The sequence below is a fragment of the Sphaerisporangium sp. TRM90804 genome (assembly GCF_029846175.1).
Lineage (GTDB): Bacteria > Actinomycetota > Actinomycetes > Streptosporangiales > Streptosporangiaceae > Sphaerisporangium.
Genome location: NZ_JARWAC010000030.1, coordinates 165,715 through 183,379, shown reverse-complemented (window position 1 = coordinate 183,379; position 17,665 = coordinate 165,715). Strand labels below are relative to the sequence as shown.

The window sequence follows — 17,665 nt, the reverse complement described above, 5'->3', positions numbered from 1 at the left end:
GGTCACAGGTGGTCGGCGAGGAACCGGGTGGTCTCCTCGACGGCCTGGGTGACGTGCGGCTCGGTGTCGTAGAGGTCGATGTGCCGCCGGGCGTCGAGCCAGGCGATCCTCTTGGGGCCGTCCATGCGCTTGTACGCCTCCTCGGCGCCCTCCGGGGAGCAGAAGCGGTCGGCGAGGCCGTGCACGATCAGGCCGGGCTTGGGCGACAGGAAGTCGGCGCCCATCATGTTGTCCATGGTGACCAGCTCGCGCACCGACGCCCGGGTGACCTCGTTGACCCAGGTCGGCGCGGCCGACCGTTCGGTGCCGTAGTAGGCGAACGGCTCGTCCCCCGGCATCGCGGCCTCGCCGGTCTCGGCCACCGCAGGAAGGTACTCGACGTCGCCGCCGCGGTCCTGCCGCTCCAGCACGTCGGTGAAGGACGAGAGCGCCCCCTCGTACCCGACCGGCGTCATGGCCGACCGCATGGCGTACGGGTTGTTGTAGGCGCCGGCGATGCCCACGAAGACCTTGACCCGGGGGTCGAAGGCGGCGAAGCGCAACGCGTACCCGCCGCCCAGGCAGATGCCGACGGCGCCGACGCGCTCGCGGTCGACCGCGGGCAGGCCGCGCAGGAACGACACGGCGGCCCGCAGGTCGGCCAGCTTGCCCTGGGGATCCTCGTGCCGCCGCGGCTCGCCGCCGGAGGCGCCGAAGTTGCGGTGGTCGAAGGCGAGCGTCACGTACCCGGCGGCGGCCAGCCGCTCGGCGTACAGGCCGGTCACCTGCTCCTTGACCCCGGTGAAGGGCCCGGTGAACACCAGGGCCGGGTGCGGCCCCGGCCCCTGCGGCACTCTGAGGTCACCGGCCAGGGCGATGCCGTCGGCGGTGAACCGGACGTGTTCGATCATGCCGACAGTCAACCCCCTTCCCGTGCCCTCGCGAAACCGGATCGCGGCGTCAGTCCTCGAACCAGCGGGTGAGCCAGTCGGTCACCGCCTGCATGAAGGCGATCTTGTTGGCCTTGCGCACCGTCTCGTGGCCCTCGTCGTCGAACAGCAGGTAGCGGCAGGGGATGCCGCGCCTGGTCGCCGCGGTCACCACCTGCTCGGCCTCGAACACCGGCACGTTGGTGTCCTGGGCGCCGTGCACGACCAGCAGCGGCGCGGTGAGCCGGTCGAAGGAGTGGATGGGCGACAGCGCGCGCAGCAGGTCGCGGTCGGCCACCGGGTCGCCGTACTCGGTGACGGCCGCGGCGGCGATCCACGGCTCGGTGTTGGCGTAGAAGGTGGCGAAGTCGGCCATGCCGCAGACGTCGACCCCGGCCCGGAACAGCTCGGGGTAGGTCACCAGGGCCGCCAGCGTGAGGTAGCCGCCGTACGAGCGCCCCATGCAGGCGACCTTGGCGGGGTCGGCGACCCCGGCGCCCACGGCGTAGGCGACGGAGTCGGCGACGTCGTCGATCGCGTGGAAGCGCAGCGCGTGGTCGTCGGCGTCCAGGAAGGCGCGCCCGAAGCCGGACGAGCCGCGCACGTTGGCCGCCAGGACGCTGATGCCGGCCGCCACGAGCCGCTGGAAGAGCGGGTTGAACGTGGGCCGCTCCTGGCTCTCGGGGCCGCCGTGCAGGTAGATCACGCAAGGGGACGGCGACGGCGCCGCCCGGTACAGCCAGGCGGTGAGCTCCAGGCCGTCCCTGGCCTGGTAGCGCACCAGTTCGGCCACGATCTCGTCGGGCAGCGGATCGTCGCCCGCCACCCGCTGGTACCGCCCGGTGCGCAGGTCGCACAGGAGCACGTACGAGGGCGTGTCGGGCGACTCGGCCGCCATCACGGCCAGCGCGCCGTCCGGCGACAGGCGCACGGAGCTGATCACGGCGGCGGGCGGCGGGGGAAGCTCGCGGGTCTGGCCGCCGGGCAGGTCGATCAGCTGCAGCTCCGAGCGCCCCGCCACGTTCCAGGCCAGCAGGGCCACCCGGCCGTCCAGGCTGACGGTGAACCGGTCGAGCTCGGCGTCCGGCCGCTCGGCGAGCACCGTCGGCGCCCCGCCGACCGGCATGGCGATCAGCGCGCTGCGGTCGCGCCCGGCGTTGGAGCGGACGTAGGCGATCTCGCCGTCCGGAGACAGCGACCCGATGTCGGTGGTGGGCGGCAGCAGCGGCCGTTCCCTGCCGAAGGGGAGGTCGGCCACCGCCATCTCACGCTTGCCGCGCGAGCCGTGGCGCAGCAGCACGCGCCCGTGGTCGCGGCTCACCGCGCTCGGCCACATCAGCGGGCCGGTGGCGATGGTGTCGCGGTTGCCCAGCTCGGCGTCGATCAGCACGGCCTCGGTGGTGCCCGAGGGTGCCAGCTCGGCGACCAGGAGGATGGAGCCCCGGCCGGTCCACCTGACGAACACCGCCGAGCCCTTGGCGGGCAGGTCTTCCGGCCCGGCGAGCAGGCGGCGGTCGGTGCCGTCGGGACGCACCGCCCAGACCTGGGTGTGCTCGCCCCCGCCGGGCGAGATCTGAACGGCCAGCCAGGCGCCGTCCGGCGACCACAGCACGTCGTCGACCGGCTCGGGGCCGGTGTCGATCACCCGGGCGTGGCCGGGCCGGGCCGGTGGCGCGCCGGGAGCGCGCGCGGCCGCGGCCCGCGGTGAGGCGTGCGGGGGCCCGGGCGTCGCCGGCGCCCCGCCCGGCTCGGGCAGGTCCTGGACCCAGACGCGGGGCACGCCGTCGCGGTCGCTGACGAACGCGACGGCACGGCCGTCGGGCGAGAGTGCGGGGAACCGGCAGGTCCACGAGAGGTCGACGGTCAGACTCCTTGCGCTTGCAGCCACAACTCGAGGAGTCCAAGTTGCCACAGCGCGTTGGCCCCGAGGGTGGTCCGGTGGTCGTCGGGCGCGGCGAGCAGCTTCTCCACCATGGCGGGGCGGAACAGGCCACGCGAGCGCGCGGTGGGACCGGTGAGGGCGTCCCGGACCAATTCTAGGAACGGTCCGTGGATGTGCCGGATCGCCGGGACCGGAAAGTACCCCTTCGGACGGTCGATCACCTCGTCGGGGACCAGCCCGCGGGCCGCGTCCTTGAGCACGCCCTTGCCGCCGGAGGCGAGCTTCAGCTCCGGCGGGCACCGGGCGGCCAGCTCGACCAGCTCGTGGTCCAGGAACGGCGTGCGGGCCTCCAGCCCGAAGGCCATCGTCATGTTGTCGACCCGCTTGACCGGGTCGTCGACGAGCATGACGCCGGTGTCCAGGCGCAGCGCGGCGTCCAGCGCGGTGTCCGCTCCGAGCATGCCCATGTGCGCCCGGACGAACGCGCCGCTGACGTCCTCGCCGACCAGGAACTCCGGCTCCAGGAACTCCGACAGATCCTCGTGCGGCCGGTCGAAGAACACCTTCGCGTACGCCTCGGCGGCGTCGTCGCGCGGCACCCCCGCCAGCGGCGGGTACCAGTCGTATCCCGCGAACACCTCGTCGGCGCCCTGGCCCGACTGGACGACCTTGACGTGCTTGGAGACCTCCTGCGACAGCAGGTGGAAGGCCACGCAGTCGTGGCTCACCATGGGTTCGCTCATCGCCGCCACCGCGTCGACCAGGGACGGCAGCAGCCGCTGGTCGTCGACCATGATGCGGTGGTGGTCGGTGCCGAACCGGGCGGCGACCATGTCGGAGTAGGCGAACTCGTCGCCCGACTCCCCGCCGGCCGCGTGGAACCCGACGCTGAACGTCGCCAGATCCCGCTGGCCCTCCTCGGCGAGCAGCGCGACGATCATGGTGGAGTCGAGCCCGCCCGACAGCAGCACGCCGACGGGCACGTCGGCGACCATGCGCCGCCGTACGGCGACACGCAGCGTCTCCCGGACGGCGTCGCGCCATTCGGCGGCGTCCATGCCCACGGCCTCCTGGGCGCGGGAGAAGGCGGGCGTCCAGTAGTGGTCGTCGCTGATCGTGCCGTCGGGTTCGATGGTGCGCACGGTCGCCGGCGGCAGCTTCCGCACCCCGGTCAGGATCGTCCGCGGCGAGGGCACCACCGAGTGGAAGGTCATGTAGTGGTGCAGCGCGACGCGGTCGACGTCGGTCGGCACGCCTCCGCCCGCGAGCAGCGCCGGCAGGGTGGAGGCGAACCGCAGCCGGTGGGCGTCCTGGGTGACGTACAGCGGCTTGATGCCGAGCCGGTCGCGGCCGAGCACGAGCCGGCCGGTGTCCCGCTCGGCGACCGCGAACGCGAACATGCCCTTGAAGCGGTCGACGCACCGCCCGCCCCAGTGGCGGTAGGCCTTCAGCAGCACCTCGGTGTCGGAGGTGGAGAAGAAGCGGTACCCCTCCGCGGCCAGCTCCTCGCGCAGCTCGCGGTAGTTGTACAGGCAGCCGTTGAAGACCCCGGCCAGGCCCGCCTCGGCGTCCACCATCGGCTGGGAGCCACGCTCCGACAGGTCGATGATGCTCAGGCGCCGGTGGCCCAGGGCGACGGGGCCGATCGACCACGTTCCCGTGCCGTCGGGCCCGCGGTCGGTCATGGTCGCCGTCATGCGCACCACGGCCGGGACGTCGGCCGCCTGCCCGTCGAAGCGGATCTCGCCGCTCAGGCCGCACATCAGGCCGTCTCCTTCATCAGCCAGGTGTCCTTGGCGCCGCCGCCCTTGGAGGAGTTCACGATCATGCTGTCGGGCGGCGCGACCCGGGTCAGCGCGGCCCGCGGCACGACGCCCTCTCGTCCCAGGAGGACGAAGGCCCGCAGGTCGATCACGTGCGGCCGCATGCGGTCGCCGTCGAAGGTGGGGTGGGTGGACAGCGCCACGGTCTCCTGCGCCACCCACCGCTCGGGGGCGGCGAGGATCTCCTTGCGCAGCTCCTCCAGCTCCATCGCGGAGGCGTCCTGGCCGATCACCACCCCGTGCCCGCCGAACCCGTCCACGGGCTTGACGACCAGCTCGGTCAGGCGGTCGAGCACGTTCTCGCGGTCGTGCTCGTCACGGCACAGATAGGTGGGCACGTTGGCCAGCAACGGGCGTTCCCCCAGGTAGTAGTCGATGAGCTGGGGCACGTACCGGTACAGGCTCTTGTCGTCGGCGACGCCGTTGCCGGGGGCGTTGGCCAGCGTGAGCGTCCCGCGCTCCATCGCGGCCAGCAGGGCATTCCCGATCGGGGCGGCCAGCAGGTCGTCCTCGTTGATCCTGCGGTACAGCACGTCGACGCGGCGGCCGGCGGCGCGCACGACGCCGTCGTCGACGGTGAGGTCGGCCGGGAGGACGAGCGGCACGCCCATCTCCTCGGCCAGCAGGCTGTGCTCGAAGTAGGCGGGGTCGCCGCGCCCGGAGGTCACCACGGCGAGCGCCGGGTCGTCCACGGGCGAGGCGGCGAGCAGGGTCTCGCGCAGCAGGGCGGCCGTGCCCTCCGGGTCGTGGACGTGCGACCGGTCGAGCTCGGGCACGATGTGGGCGGCGAGCCGCCGGTTGGCGACCGCGTAGCCGATGCCGGAGGGGACGCGAAGGTTGTCCTCCAGCACCATCCAGCGGCCGGCGCCGTCGCGGGCCAGGTCGAGCCCGGCGACCGAGCACCTGACCGACCCCTCGTGCACGCGCAGGCCGGTCGGCCGGAATCCGGTGGACTCCTCCACGACCCAGCCGGGCACCACGCCGTCCCTGATGGCCTCGCGCCTGCCGTAGACGTCGCGCACGAACGCTTCGAGGGCGCGGACGCGCTGCGGCATCCCCTCCTCGATCATCGCCCAGTCGTCGGCCGCGACGAGCCGGGGCACCAGGTCGACGGGCATCCGGCCGTCCTGACCGGTGCCGTGCTCGGGGGTGGCCTCCTGGTCCTCGCCGTCGCCGACGCGGAACGCCATGCCGTTGTCGTCCATGTAGGCGTTCCGCGTGGTCTCGCGCTCACGCAGCTCCACCGCGCCGAGCCGGTCGAGCACCGTGAAGACCGGCTGGTAGGGCTCGCGCACGATGCCCTCGATGACCGCCTCGTCCTTCACGACCTCGTACCCCTTGAGCAGGGTGGTCTCCAGGCCGGGCAGCGGGCCGCCGTACAGCTCGTGCCAGCCGTCCGCGCGGGTCTCGGCCACCAGCATGTCGACGACGTCGACGCACGTGCCGCCGCTCTGCATCAGCTTGCGCTGACGGGCGGCGGAGCTGCCGCGGGCCAGCGCGGCCTCGGTGAGCAGGGTGACCAGCTCCCAGTCGCCGGTCGCCTCCAGCTGGGGGCGCAGGCCCGTCAGCATCCGCCGGATCACCTCGCCCGCCGGCATGGCCGTGCCCTCCACCGGGTCGACGAGCATGCCTTCGAGCCCGGAACGTGCCGAGCGCCAGGTCGCCGCCCGCACCATCTCGGTGCGGGTCTCCTGCATCGGCACACCGGCTTCGAGGTCGTGCAGCTCGCGCAGGACCAGGGCGCGGAAGATGCCGGCCAGCAGCACGACGTCCTCCACCCGCGGGCAGGCGTCGCACATGCGCAGCTCCACCGTCGGCAGGTGCCGGGACGGGCGCACGTCGAAGTAGATCATCCCCGGGTCGCTGATCACCCCGGACCGCACCAGGTCGGCGACCATCTGGTCGTACTCGGCGGCCGAGGAGAACCGGCGCACCGGGCCGGTGGTGGGCCAGCGCTGCCACACCAGCGTGCGGTAGCTGGCGTAGCCGCTGTCGGCGCCGAACCAGTACGGGGAGCTGGCGCTGAGCGCCAGCAGGGGCGGCAGCCAGGGCGCCACGCGGTGGGCGGCCTCGACGGCGAGATCGCGGTCGGACACGTCCACGTGCACCTGGGCGCCGCAGATGAGCTGCTCGCGGGTGAGTAGCTGGTAGTCCTCCAGCATCTGCTCGTAGCGCGCGTCCGGCGAGATCTCCAGCGCCGCCGGGTCGACCAGCGGCACGGTTCCCGCCGCCACGATGCCCAGGCCGAGACCGTCGGCGGCCTCGGTCACCGTGCGGCGCAGCGCCGTCAGGTCGTGACCGAGATCCTCCAGCCTCACGTAGGGGCGGCTGTTGGACTCCACCACCGACCGCTGGAGCTCTTCGGTGAAGCGCTCGTTCGGCAGCCGATTCAGCAGGTTGCCCGCGCGTGGGACGAGATGGCGGGTTTCGAGATCCACGACGTGGAACTCCTCCTCGACGCCGACGGCGACCGACTCCCCGAGACTGGTCATGCCCTCATCCTTAAGCTGGTTCACCGTAAGTGTTGCAAGGGCTTCTGCCCAGGAAACAGGCGGTATGCACGTCACTATGGGGCTCTTCGCGTTGTGAAATGCCGCCCTGGGCAGCGGCGGAGGGCGGACGCCCCGGGCGCGGGGCGCCCGCCTCGCCGTCGGTCAGGAGTCGAAACCGAGCCCCAGGCGGTCCAGCGTGCGCAGCCAGAGGTTGCGACGTCCCTGCTGGGCGTCGGCGCGGGCGATCGACCAGCGGGTGAGCTGGATGACCCCCGAACGCAGCGGCTCGGGCGGGAACGGCACCGGTTTCTCCCGCACCATCCGCAGCTCGGTGCGCTCGGTCGGCTCGCCCGAGAGCAGGTCGAGCATGACGTTGGCCCCGAACCGGGTGGGGCCGACGCCCAGCCCGGTGTAGCCCACCGCGTAGGCGAGCCGGCCGTGGTGCGCCGTGCCGAAGAACGCGCTGAACCTGCTGCACGTGTCGATCACGCCGCCCCACCTGTGCGTGAAGCGCACGTCGGCGAGCTGCGGGAAGGTGGTGAAGAAGTGCTCGGCGAGCTTGGCGAACGTGGCGTCGTTCTGGTCGTACTCCTCCCGCACGATGCCGCCGTTGTAGTAGACGGCGTCGTAGCCGCCCCACAGGATGCGGTTGTCCTCGGTCAGCCGGTAGTAGTGGAACTGGTTGGCGCCGTCGCCGATGCCCTGCCGGTTGCGCCAGCCGACCGCGCCGAGCTGGGCCGCGCTCAGCGGCTCGGTCATCAGCGCGTAGTCGTAGACCGGCACCAGGAAGCTCCTGAGCCGTCCGAGCAGCGGCGGGAACACGCCCGTGCCGAGGGCGACCTTGGCCGCGCGCACGTCGGCGTGCGGGGTGGACAGGTGCAGGGCCGTCCCGTCGTCGCGGATCGAGCGCACCGGGGTGCGCTCGTACACCCGGACGCCCGCCGACAGGCAGGCGTCGCGCAGGCCCCAGGCGAGCCGGGCGGGGTCGATCATCGCGCAGCCGTCGCGGTCCCACACGCCGCCGGCGTAGGTGGGCGAGCCGACCTCGGCGCGCACCTGCCCGGCGTCCAGCAGCCGGACGTCCATGTCCAGCTCGCGTGCGATGTCGGCCTCCCCGGCCATGGCGCCGAGCTGCCAGGGCTCGGTGGCCACGTGCAGCTCGCCGGTGCGCTCGAACCCGCAGTCGATGCCGTGGCGGGCCACGGTCCGCTCGATCTCGTCGAGGTTCTCCCTGCCCATCCGCACCAGGGCGGCGATCTCCCGCGGCCAGCGCGCCAGGCCGTTGCCGAGCCCGTGGGTCAGGCTGGCCCCGCAGAACCCGCCGTTGCGCCCGGACGCGGCCCAGCCGACGCGCCTGCCCTCCAGCAGGACGACGTCGAGCGAGGGGTCGCGTTCCTTGGCGATCAGGGCCGTCCACAGCCCCGAGAAGCCGCCGCCGACCACGACCAGGTCGGCGGTGGTGTGTTCGAAGAGCCGGCGTAACGGCTCGGGATTGTCCGGACTGTCCAACCAGTACGGCTTACGCTCCGCGTCAGCCAGCGCTATCAGCGGATCCACGATTTCCACGTCCTCACGAAACGCGTTGTTGTGCTTTCCGGACGGGGCGCCGCGTCCCCGCCCGGTCATGTCCCCGGGCTCAGGTGCGGCGCCGGGAGGTCACCGTGTTGATCACGGCGATCGCCACGCCGACCGCGAAGATCAGCGTGCCGAGGATGTTGACCTGTGGCGGCACGCCGATGCGGACGGCGCCGTAGATCCACAGGGGGAAGGTGATGGTGGGGCCGCTGGTGAACTGCGTGATGACGAAGTCGTCGATCGACAGCGCGAACGCCAGCAGCGCGCCGGACACGACGCCCGGGAGGATCATCGGGAACGTCACCCGCCAGAAGGTCACCCAGGTCGAGGCGCCGAGGTCGCGCGCGGCCTCCTCGATCGAGGGGTCCAGGCCGACGACGCGCGCCCGCACGGTGACCGCGACGAACGAGACCGCGAACAGCACGTGCGCGATCACGATCGTGTAGTACCCGGTCTGCACCCCCAGGCTGACGAACAGCGACAGCAGCGAGGCGCCCATGACCAGCTCGGGCGAGGAGATGGCGGCGAACATGACCAGGTTGGTGGCGCCCTGGCCGCGGAAACGGTACCGGCCGAGCGCGACGCCCATCAGCGTGCCGAGCACGGTGGTGATCAGCGTGGCGAGCAGGGCGATCGTCACGGAGTTGACCACGGCGAGGGTCAGGTCGGGGTAGTCGCCGAGCCTGCCCCACCACTTGAACGTGAAGCCCTGCCAGCTCACGTTCGACTTGCTCCGGGTGTCGTTGAAGCCGAACGCGATCATCACGGCTATCGGCGCGAAGAGCCAGATCAGCACGAGCCAGGTGTAGCCGTACAGCAGGCGGTCGCCCCAGCGCTTGCGGGGACGGCGCGCCGGGCCGGTGCGCGGTCCGCCGGCCGCCACGGCGGGCAGCGCGGGGCTGAGCGGGCCGCTCATCGCGCCGCCGCCTCAAGCACGTTCTCGGTGCCCAGGGCCCTGGCGTAGACGAAGATGCCGATCAGCATGGCGGCCATGAGCGTGAACGACAGCGCCGCTCCGGCGGGGTAGTCGTTGTTCACCAGGTACTCCGTCTGGATGATGTTGCCGATCATCGTGTTGGCGGGGCCGCCGAGGATGGCCGCGTTGACGTAGTCGGCCGTCATCGGGACGAACGTCATCAGCACGCCCGCGAACACGCCGGGCAGCGACAGCGGAAGCACGACCTTGGTGAACGACGTCAGGCGCGAGGCGTAGAGGTCCTGGGACGCCTCCACGACGCGCGGGTCCACCCGCTCCAGCGCCACGTAGATCGGCAGCACCATGAACGGCAGGTAGTTGTAGGTGAGGCCGCCGACCACCGCGGCCGTCGTCTGCAGCACGTGGAAGTCCTGCGCCAGCAGGCCGGCGCTCTTCAGCGGCTGCAGCAGGATGCCGTCGTCGGCCAGCAGGAACTTCCAGGAGACGGTGCGCAGCACGAACGACACGAAGAACGGCAGCAGCACGAGCAGGAGGTACGTCGACTTGCGCCTGCCGGCCTTGAACGCGATCCAGTACGCCACCGGGTAGGCCAGCGCGATGGTCAGCACCGTGCCCGCCAGCCCGTAGCCCGCCGAGCGCAGGAACTGCGTCCGGTACTCGGTCAGGGCGTCGGCGAAGTTGGCGAACCGGAAGGTCTGGGCGAACCCGTTGACGATGTCGCCCTCCTGGGTGGAGACCGACGCCATGAAGACGAGCGGCACCACCAGGAAGGCGATGAGCCACAGGCCTCCGGGCAGGACCAGGAGGTAGGGCGCGATCCGGCGTCTCATGCCTAACCTTGCGTGATCGGCTGGAAGATGCCCTCGAAGACCTTCTCCTCGGCGGAGGTCAGCGTCTTGTACGACCGCAGCCTGGCCATGTCGGCGTCCGAGGGGTAGATCAGCGGGCTGGCCGCCAGCAGGTCGAGCGCTTCCTTGTCGTCGCCGGAGGCCTTGGCGGCGCGGTCCTTGAGCAGGGCCTGCGTTCCGGGCACCGGGGTGATGTAGTTGATGTACTCGGCGAGGTTGGCCGCGATCTCGGGCTTGTATGAGTAGTCCATCATCGCCAGCGCGTCGACCGGGTTCCGCGCGGTCTTCGGGATGCACATGTTGTCGGTCCAGATCGTGGCCCCCTCCTGGGGGACGACGAACTTCAGGTCCTGGCCCTCGGCGATCTGCTGGTAGACGTCGCCCGACCAGGCCATGCACATCCAGATGTCGCCGCGGACGAGCGCGTCCACGTAGTCGTTCTCGTAGTACTTGCGGACGATTCCGGCGTCACGCTGCTCCTGAAGCTTCTGACCCGCCTTACGCCAGTCCGCCTCGACCGACTTGTCCGGGTCGATGCCGAGCGCGAACAGGCCGAAGTTCGCGATCTCCTGGTTGTCCAGCAGCATGCCGACCTTGCCCTTGTACTTCGGGTTCCACAGCTCCTGGATGCTCGTGACCTCGCCGTCCACGTACTTGGGGTTGTACGCGATGCCGGTCACGCCCGACTGCCAGGGGATCGTGTACACGTTCCCCTTGTCGTAGGAGCGGTTCTTGAACGTGTCCCCCGCGTTGGCGGCGAAGTTCGGCAGCCTGGCGTGGTCCAGCGGCACCAGGTAGCCCAGCGCGACCGCCCGGCCGAGCTGGATGCCGTTGGTCATGACCATCAGGTCGTAGCCGATGTCCTGCCCGGCGGCGAGCTGCGGCTGGATCTTGCCGAACCAGGTGGACATGTCCTGGATGGCCTCCTGGTACTCGACCTGGATGCCGGTCTCCTTGGTGAAGCTCTCCAGGGTGACGTACCGCTTGCCGTCCTTGTCCATGTACAGCGGCCAGTTGGCGAAGCGCAGGGTGCCGTTCTGCTTCTTGTCCGCCCAGTAGCCGGCGACGGCGTCCTTCTGGGGCGGGGCCGCGGCGCCCCGGCCCTGCACGCCGCAGGCGGCCAGGCCCAGGGCCGCGGCTGACAGGCCCGCGACGCGCAGGGCGTCGCGGCGGGTGAGCGGGGTCGCGGCGGAGCCGGAGCGGGTGCGGGCCTGGGTGAGGCCGCGAAGGAACGCGAGATCGCGAGGGGCGGTGGTCATGAAAAGGGTCAACTTCCTATCGCGTACGAGTGCTGCGGCTGCCACGACAGCCAGACGGAGGCACCCCGCTCCGCCGTGATGTCACTGTTGCTGGCGTTCTGCTCGAACACCGTGAACTCCGCGCCGCCGGCCAGGTTCACGGCATAACTGTTGTAGGTGCCGAGGTAGACGACCTCGGCGACCGTCCCGGGCACGGCGCTGACGTCCGCGGCGGGCTCCTCGACGGAGATCCGGATCTTCTCCGGGCGCACGGTCACCTCCACCGCGCCGCCCTGCCGGACGTCGTCCCCGACCGGCACCAGCACCCTTCCCCGCTCGCCGACGCGCAGCAGGGCCGTGCCGCCGTCCACCCGCTCCGCCGTCCCGCTCAGCAGGTTGGAGGTGCCGATGAAGCCCGCGACGAACGTCGTCGCGGGGCGCTCGTAGATCTCCCGGGGACCGGCGAGCTGCTCGACCAGGCCGTCGTTCATGACGGCGATGCGGTCGCTCATGGTGAGCGCCTCGTTCTGGTCGTGGGTCACGTACACGAAGGTGATGCCGACCTCGCGCTGGATGCGCTTGAGCTCCATCTGCATCGCCTGGCGCAGCTTGAGATCCAGCGCGCCGAGGGGCTCGTCCAGCAGCAGGGCGCGCGGGTTGTTGACCAGCGCGCGGGCGAGCGCCACCCGCTGCTGCTGGCCGCCGGACATCTCGCGCGGGCGCCGCTTCTCGCGGCCGGTGAGATCGACGATCTCCAGTATCGCGCCGACCCGGTTCTTGATCTCCTGCGCGGGCACGCGGCGCCGCCGCAGGCCGAAGGCGACGTTCTCCCAGACGCTCATGTGCGGGAACAGCGCGTAGGACTGGAAGACCATGTTGACGTCACGCTTGTTGGGCGGCACGTCCGTGACGTCCTGCCCGTGCAGCCGGACGGTGCCGCGCGACGGATCCTCGAACCCGGCGATCATCCGCATGGTGGTGGTCTTGCCGCACCCGGAGGGCCCCAGCATGGAGAAGAACTCGCCCTCGGCGATCGAGAGGCTGACGCCCTTGACCGCCTGTACGACCTCACCCTGCGCTTGGTACTCCTTGACGACGCCGTCGAGCTCGATGGCGGGCACCTGGGAATCCCCGGAGGCGGCCGCGACGGCCGCCCCCCTGCCCGCCTGGATTTCCGTCATTCCAGGCTATCCCTCTTCTAAGCCGACCGGCATGCGAGGCGACAGCGCCCGTGAGCCGGTCCGGTCATTCGCCGATGTAATGCATGACGTGCTTGACCCTCGTGTAGTCGTGCAGGCCGAACACCGAGAGGTCCTTGCCGTACCCCGAGTGCTTGAAGCCGCCGTGCGGCATCTCCGAGACGAACGGGATGTGGGTGTTGACCCACACGACGCCGAAGTCCAGCCGCCGGGACATGCGCATCGCGCGCCCGTGGTCGGAGGTCCACACCGACGCGGACAGGCCGTACTTCACGTCGTTGGCCTTGGTGAGCGCCTCCGCCTCGTCGGCGAACGTCTGCACCGTGATGACCGGGCCGAACACCTCGGTCTGGATCATCTCGTCTTCCTGCTGGAGCCCGTCGACGACGGTCGGCTCGAACAGGAAGCCGGCGTCGCCGACGCGCCTGCCGCCGGTGACGACCTTCGCGTGGCCGGGGATCCGCTCCAGGAAGCCCTCGACCCGGGCGAGCTGCGTGGCGTTGTTGAGCGGGCCGTAGAAGGCGTCCTCGTCGTCCAGCGCGCCGGTCTTCGTGGCCGCGGCGGCCTCGGCGAGCGCGGCCAGGAACGGCTCGTGGATGCTCTCGTGCACCAGCACCCGGCAGGCCGCGGTGCAGTCCTGCCCGGCGTTGTACAGACCGGCGCCGGCGATCGCCTCGGCGACCCCGGCGATGTCCCTGACGTCGTCGAACACGACGACCGGCGCCTTGCCGCCCAGCTCCAGGTGGACGCGCTTGAGGTCGTCGGCGGCCGACTTGGCCACCTGGACGCCCGCGCCGACCGAACCGGTGATCGCGACCATGGAGGCGGCGGGGTGGCCGACGACCAGCGCGCCGGTCTCCCGGTCGCCCACGACGACGTTGAAGACGCCCGCCGGGAGGATCTCGCCCATGATCTCGGCGAGCTTCACCGTGGAGACCGGGGTGGTGTCGGAGGGCTTGAGCACGACCGTGTTCCCCGCGGCGAGCGCCGGGGCGATCTTCCACACCGCCATCATCAGCGGGTAGTTCCACGGCGTCACCTGGCCCACCACGCCGATGGGCTCGTGCCGGACCACCGAGGTGTGGTCGGCCAGGAACTCCCCGGAGGTGGGGCCCTCCAGCGTGCGTGCGGCGCCGGCGAAGAAGCGGAAGTGGTCGGCCGCCGGGGGGATCTCGTCCTCGGCCATGCGGGCGCGGGGCTTGCCCGTGTTGCGGCACTCGGCCTCGACCAGCTCGCCGGCCCGCGCCTCGATCGCGTCGGCGACCTTCAGCAGGAGGTTCGCGCGCTCGCCCGGCGTCGCGGTCCCCCACGCCTCGAAGGCCGCGCCGGCCGCCGCGTAGGCGGCGTCGACGTCGTCCTGGCCGGAGACCGGCGCCTGGAGGTAGGCCTCACCCGTGCACGGGTCGACCACGTCGGAGAACCGGCCGCTCTTGGCGTCCGCGAGCTCACCGTTGATGAAGTTCTGCAGACGGGTGGTCAACGTTTGCCTCCTTGGGAGGTGGCTGAGTTGTCGCGACTCTGACAGAGTGCGAACGTGACGACAAGGGATTTCGTCGCGAATATATCAAATTGCTACGAAATCGCTTGACAGTACAGGCCTAACTGACAACATGTCGCACCAGGACGGCAACATCGCGGAGACGGCGCCGTAATCAGTCTGCGCTAGCCGACCGGGTGCAAGGGAGGACGCACGGAGATGACGACGCCGCCGAAGGCGCGACGGGAGCCCGCCCGCCCCAAACCCGGCCCGGTGGTGCTGGACGAGATCTCCAAGCAGATCATCGAGGAGCTGCAGGCCGACGGGCGTAAGCCGTACGCCTCCATCGGCAAGGCGGTGGGGTTGTCGGAGGCGGCCGTACGCCAGCGGGTGCAGCGGCTGCTGGACGCCGGGGTCATGCAGATCGTCGCGGTCACCGACCCGCTCACGCTGGGTTTCCCCCGCCAGGCGATGATCGGCATCAAGTGCGAGGGCGACCTGGAGACGGTGGCCGACAAACTGTCGTCCATCGACGAGATCGACTACGTCGTGCTCACGGCCGGCTCGCTGGACATCATGGTCGAGGTGGTCTGCGAGGGCGACCGCCACCTGCTGGAGATCCTCGGCAAGATCCGGGCGATCCCCACCGTCCGGGCGACCGAGACCTTCGTCTACCTGAAGCTGCACAAGCAGACCTACTCCTGGGGCACCCGCTGACGGTCCGGTGTTAGAGGGCCCCCGGGCGCCGCGGCGTCCGTACGAGCGCACCTACTCCCGCGCCACCCGCTGAGCCGCGTCCCGGGCCGCCCCCGCCCCGTTCTGGGACGGGGGTTCCTCGGGGGAGCCGCGGCGTTCGAGCACGTCGGCGATCTCGGCGAGGAACGCGTCCACCTGGGCGACGGCGTAGCCGGTCTTGAAGACCACCGTCGAGAAGGCCGCCCTCCTGACCTGCTCGGCCGTGAGCGGACGGTCGGTGGTGCCGCGCAGCGTGGCCACCACGCGGTCGAGGAAGACGTCCACCTCGTCCTCGTTGTAGCCGGCGCCCAGCCTGCCCGGCCGGAACAGCACGCGCTCCACCCGCGCCGCCTGCGTCTCCAGCCACGCCGCCGTCAGCGCCTCGGCGACCGGCCTCTGGCCGGGCCCGGGCTTCTCCCCCAGCCCCGGCAGGGTGGGGGCGTCGTCGTCCTCCTCGGAACGTTCCGCCTCGCCACCATGCCCGGCCTCCCGCGCCAGCCCGCCCGGCAGGCTCCCGGCAGGCGCGCCCTCGGCCACCGGCGCGGCGTGCAACGCGCCGGCACGCCCCTTCGCCGGAGCCGGATCACCCGCCTCGCCCCGGGCCAGCGTCTCGACGGCCACGACGAAGGCGTCCAGCGCGAAGTCGACCGCCACCTCGTTGTAGCCGCCCAGCTTGACGTTGAAGCGCGCCATGCGGATGTCGTCGGCGGTCACGGGCGCCCCCTCGACGACGCCGCGCCCGAGCGTGGCCTCGATGCGCTGAATCAGCGCGTCCACCTGGCCGGGGTCGTAACCGTTCCGCAACCCGAACACACGTGGAAAGCGGTTCACGCCCTGTCCTCCCGAATCGACACCCCCGCATCGGCTTTCTCTTCTTTCCCATTCTTAGGGCATTACTTTGCGAAATCCAGACGGTTGGGAAGACGGGGGTAAGCTTCTGGATCTATGCGGCTCGCGAACCTCTCCTTCCGCTACGCCAGGAAAGCCCCGTGGGTTCTCCACGAAGTGGGCCTTGAGCTGCCGTCCGGCACGATCGCCGAGGTCAAGGGGCGCAACGGGGCGGGCAAGTCGACGCTGTTGCGGCTGCTCGCCGGCACCGCGCGCCCGACCCGCGGGTCGATCTCCGGCCGGCCCCCGGTCGTCGGCTTCGCGCCCGAGATCTTTCCCGCGCAGCAGCCCTTCACCGTGTCGGCCTACCTGGCGCACGTGACCGCGGTCCGCGGGCTGCCGTCGTCCGTCATCGGAACGTGGGCCGAGCGGCTGGGCATGGAGAACCTGCTTGGAACGCCGCTCGCCGACCTGTCCAAGGGAAGCGCCCACAAGGTCGGCCTCGCCCAGGCGTTGCTCGCCTCCCCCGGCCTGCTGGTCCTGGACGAGCCGTTCTCCGGCCTCGACGAACGCACCCGCGCCGAACTCCCCCTGGCCATGGCGGAACTGGCCGGCGCCGGAGGCATCGTCGTGCTCAGCGACCACCAGAACGGCCTGGCCGGCCACCCCGGCGTCACCCACCTGACCGTGGAGGACGCCGCCGTCCACCACCCCGCGTCCGGCACGACCGGCCACGGGACCACCGCCAAGGCGGTCATCGAGGTGACGGTAGACGCCGGCGAGGCGGAAGCCGTCACACGCAAGCTCCGCGCCGACGGTTACGCGGCGAGGATCCGCCCGGGAACCGCCCCCGCGGATCCCGGCCCCACCCCGACCGGCCCCGCCGCCGACGAACACCACGCGGAGGGCCCCCGATGAGGCCGGCACCCGCCCGCCTCGGAACCGCCGGGCACGCCGCGGAGGCACCCCACGCGGAGGGCGCCCGATGAGGCCGGTACTCGCCCTCGCCCGCTTCAAGACCGCCGGGTACGCCAGGGCGCACCGCATCGTGCAGCCGTTCATCGGGCTGCTGGCCGTCGTGATCGTGCTGTACTCGACCCGGGTGGGCGTGGGCCAGGAGCTGTCGTCGTACGCCGACTCGGCCGTGCTGCTCGTCCCGGTGTTCGCCTGGGCAGCGCGCGGGCTGCTGGACACCGATCCCGACGTGCAGCGGCTCATCGCCATCACCGCCGCCGGGCGCCCCGGCCGCGAGGTGGGCGCGGGTCTGCTCGCAGCCGTCGCCGTCAACGCCGGGCTGGCCGTGCTCGCGCTCGCCGTGCCCCTGGCCATCGGGTTCAGCTCCATGCCCGGCTGGCCCGTCCTGCTGGGCGGCCTGGCCCTCCATCTCCTGTCCCTGCTCACCGGCACCGTGCTCGGCGCGCTGTCCAGCCGGCCGATCCTGCCCGACTCGGCGACCTCCGCCCTCGTCCTGCTGGGCGGCTACGTGACGATGCTGCTGATCAGCCTGGCGCCGATCCCGTGGCTCACCGTCCCGCTGATCGGCTGGATCCGCGCGGCCAACGAGCCGTCCTTCCTCACCGCCGCGCTGCCGTCCCTGACCGCCCCCACCCTCTTCTGGTGCGCCGCGGCCCTCCTGGCCTACACCCGCCTCCGCCGCACCCGCCCCTGACCTCGCGGCCCGGCACCGCGGACCGCCCCAAGCGCGGCCGTCCCCAGCGTCAGC

At 71.5% G+C, this 17,665-nt stretch carries 14 protein-coding genes; 3 read left to right on the top strand and 11 right to left on the bottom strand.

The window, feature by feature from the left end; translation table 11 throughout:
- Positions 1–2 precede the first annotated feature (2 nt).
- From PYR91_RS32305 to PYR91_RS32260, 10 genes are all read right to left on the bottom strand, one after another.
- Positions 3–890 (bottom strand): alpha/beta hydrolase, encoded by an 888-nt coding sequence (locus tag PYR91_RS32305; protein WP_279786035.1) that lies wholly within the window; start codon positions 888–890, stop codon positions 3–5.
- A gap of 49 nt (positions 891–939) precedes the next feature.
- The gene (locus tag PYR91_RS32300; RefSeq protein ID WP_279786033.1) at positions 940–2,796 is read right to left on the bottom strand and encodes a prolyl oligopeptidase family serine peptidase; all 1,857 of its coding nucleotides are present in this window, start codon (positions 2,794–2,796) and stop codon (positions 940–942) included.
- Positions 2,772–4,553 carry an N-acetylglutaminylglutamine amidotransferase gene (locus PYR91_RS32295; RefSeq protein ID WP_279786031.1) on the bottom strand — a complete coding sequence of 594 codons (1,782 nt, stop codon included), beginning with the start codon at positions 4,551–4,553 and terminating at the stop codon, positions 2,772–2,774. Before PYR91_RS32295 ends, PYR91_RS32300 begins: the two co-directional genes overlap by 25 nt.
- Positions 4,553–7,105, bottom strand: coding sequence for a carboxylate--amine ligase/circularly permuted type 2 ATP-grasp protein (locus PYR91_RS32290; protein ID WP_279786029.1), 2,553 nt, complete (start codon positions 7,103–7,105; stop codon positions 4,553–4,555). Before PYR91_RS32290 ends, PYR91_RS32295 begins: the two co-directional genes overlap by 1 nt.
- Positions 7,106–7,267: 162 nt before the next feature.
- Positions 7,268–8,662: an FAD-dependent oxidoreductase gene (locus tag PYR91_RS32285; RefSeq protein WP_279786027.1), complete on the bottom strand. Its 1,395-nt coding sequence runs from the start codon at positions 8,660–8,662 to the stop codon at positions 7,268–7,270.
- Between the two features lie 79 nt (positions 8,663–8,741).
- Entirely contained in the window at positions 8,742–9,596 is an 855-nt protein-coding gene (locus tag PYR91_RS32280; protein ID WP_279786026.1) for an ABC transporter permease, read from the bottom strand.
- Positions 9,593–10,447 (bottom strand): ABC transporter permease, encoded by an 855-nt coding sequence (locus tag PYR91_RS32275; protein WP_279786024.1) that lies wholly within the window; start codon positions 10,445–10,447, stop codon positions 9,593–9,595. Before PYR91_RS32275 ends, PYR91_RS32280 begins: the two co-directional genes overlap by 4 nt.
- A 2-nt stretch (positions 10,448–10,449) precedes the next feature.
- Positions 10,450–11,724: a spermidine/putrescine ABC transporter substrate-binding protein gene (locus PYR91_RS32270; RefSeq protein WP_279786022.1), complete on the bottom strand. Its 1,275-nt coding sequence runs from the start codon at positions 11,722–11,724 to the stop codon at positions 10,450–10,452.
- Between the two features lie 8 nt (positions 11,725–11,732).
- Complete coding sequence (locus PYR91_RS32265; protein WP_279786020.1) at positions 11,733–12,884, bottom strand: ABC transporter ATP-binding protein; 1,152 nt, start codon at positions 12,882–12,884, stop codon at positions 11,733–11,735.
- A gap of 64 nt (positions 12,885–12,948) precedes the next feature.
- Positions 12,949–14,382 carry an aminobutyraldehyde dehydrogenase gene (locus PYR91_RS32260; protein ID WP_279786018.1) on the bottom strand — a complete coding sequence of 478 codons (1,434 nt, stop codon included), beginning with the start codon at positions 14,380–14,382 and terminating at the stop codon, positions 12,949–12,951.
- A 216-nt stretch (positions 14,383–14,598) separates the two neighbouring features.
- Here PYR91_RS32260 and PYR91_RS32255 point away from each other — a divergent pair, with 216 nt between their 5' ends.
- Positions 14,599–15,096, top strand: a complete 498-nt coding sequence (locus PYR91_RS32255) for an Lrp/AsnC family transcriptional regulator (RefSeq protein ID WP_279786016.1) — start codon at positions 14,599–14,601, stop codon at positions 15,094–15,096.
- 51 nt (positions 15,097–15,147) lie between these two features.
- Here the strand turns inward: PYR91_RS32255 and PYR91_RS32250 are convergent, their stop codons facing one another.
- Complete coding sequence (locus tag PYR91_RS32250; RefSeq protein ID WP_279786015.1) at positions 15,148–15,945, bottom strand: DivIVA domain-containing protein; 798 nt, start codon at positions 15,943–15,945, stop codon at positions 15,148–15,150.
- A gap of 114 nt (positions 15,946–16,059) precedes the next feature.
- Here PYR91_RS32250 and PYR91_RS32245 point away from each other — a divergent pair, with 114 nt between their 5' ends.
- The gene (locus tag PYR91_RS32245; protein ID WP_279786014.1) at positions 16,060–16,860 is read left to right on the top strand and encodes an ATP-binding cassette domain-containing protein; all 801 of its coding nucleotides are present in this window, start codon (positions 16,060–16,062) and stop codon (positions 16,858–16,860) included.
- Between the two features lie 67 nt (positions 16,861–16,927).
- The gene (locus PYR91_RS32240) at positions 16,928–17,611 is read left to right on the top strand and encodes a hypothetical protein (protein WP_279786012.1); all 684 of its coding nucleotides are present in this window, start codon (positions 16,928–16,930) and stop codon (positions 17,609–17,611) included.
- Positions 17,612–17,665 lie beyond the last annotated feature (54 nt).